Annotated in this window: 1 protein-coding gene; it reads left to right on the top strand. The window is 57.3% G+C overall.

Annotated elements, in window-relative coordinates:
* Positions 1–123 precede the first annotated feature (123 nt).
* Complete coding sequence (locus tag DYL59_RS31255; RefSeq protein ID WP_023082049.1) at positions 124–1395, top strand: IS4-like element ISPa1635 family transposase; 1272 nt, start codon at positions 124–126, stop codon at positions 1393–1395.
* Positions 1396–1636: the final 241 nt, after the last annotated feature.

Genomic DNA, 1636 nt, shown 5'->3' with positions numbered 1-1636 from the left:
CAATGTCATCAACTTTGGAAATTATCCATAAATATCATATAATTAGCGCTCAAATCAGTGCATGGGAGAAGCCCTTTTGACTACCTATACCGCATCGCTTGACACCGCCAGCCAAGCCCTGGTTTGAAAATTGTACAAAAAATAACCAGTCCGCTCGATTGTCCCGCCTTCATCGCCGCCCACCGCCAGAATCCTCAAGACTTTACCCGCCGACGCCAGCTCACCTTCAAGAACCTCGTCCTGTTCCTGCTCAATCAGCCGCGCACGGCCCTGCAAACCGAACTCGATCAGTTCTATCGCGTACTCAATCAGGCGTCGACTGAGACGCAAATGGTCACTGCGCAGGCCTTCTGCAAAGCGCGCAAAAAGCTCAACCCCGAGGTATTTGAAAGTCTCAATCACCTCCTGCAGCAACAAATTGACTGCTTCGGGCTGCGTCAGAAGTGGCGTGGGCTGAGGGTGCTCGCGGTGGATGGCTCGACCGTGCATTTACCCCTGGAGTCGACCATGGCGACCTTCTTTGGCAGTCACTCTGGCTTTCCCATGGCTCGCTTGTCCACACTCTACGAAGTCGCTGACGGTCAAACCCTGCATAGCCTGATCGTGCCCCTGACCGTCGGCGAGCGCGACTGTGCCCATCTGCACCTTGAGCACCTGCCGGCTGACAGCCTGACGCTGTTTGACCGTGGTTACCCTGGGCACTGGTTATTCGCGCTGTTCGCGCAGCAACAGCGGCACTTTCTGATGCGCCTGCCCTGTGGCTATAACGCCCAGGTCAAAGCGTTTCTATACTCTGGCCAAGTTGAAGACACACAGCTTTTCGTGGCCAACCATCCTGAAGCACGTCTGTTCTGCTCCGAGGCTGGCGTTGATCCTGCCAGCCAGATCGAGCTGAGACTGATCCGGGTCGAGTTGGCCAACGGCGAAAGCGAGGTATTGCTGACCTCGTTGCTGGATCGAGAAGCCTTTCCCGCTGAGGTGTTTGCCGAGCTTTACCACCGCCGCTGGGGCATCGAAACCGACTTCCGTCGCCTCAAACAAACCCTGACGCTGGACAACTTCAGCGGCCGCAGCGTGACTGCTGTAAAGCAGGACTTTCATGCCGCTCAACTGTTGAAGAACCTGGCGCTGTTGATGCAGCACCTGCTACAGCCGGTCATCGAACAGCGCCACAAAGGTCGCAAGCTGCGATGGAAAGTCAACTTCACCCAAGGCGTGTCACGGCTCAAAAATACCCTGGTCGAGCTGCTGGTGCGGCACTGTGCTCAGGGGCTGAGCAATGTGCTGGCCTTGATGGCTAAAAGCCTCAGTGCCGTACGCTCAGGCCGTAGCTTTGCGCGCCAACGCAAACGCGCAGCCAGCCGAGGTTGTGAGGGCTACAAACCGACGCGCTGAAGAAACACCACCGCCCAACCTCCGTGCAAAAAAAAGCTGGCCACAAGCGGTCGGCATAGGCTCGTCCGGAGAACGAGAAATCTCGCCTAGACAGCCGGAACAGACGATGATCACATCACCGCCAGCCCAGTTAGACCGCCTGATTGAGCGGCAGAGGCCTGGTCATCGCCCGACGGCCATGGCGGCTGGCTGCTTCGGGGGGCTTGCCTTGGGCAGGGCTGCAGCTTAGGTTGATGACATT

Source organism: Pseudomonas kairouanensis (assembly GCF_004682055.1).
Classification (GTDB): Bacteria; Pseudomonadota; Gammaproteobacteria; order Pseudomonadales; family Pseudomonadaceae; genus Aquipseudomonas; species Aquipseudomonas kairouanensis.
This window is presented reverse-complemented; position numbering and strand designations above follow the sequence as displayed.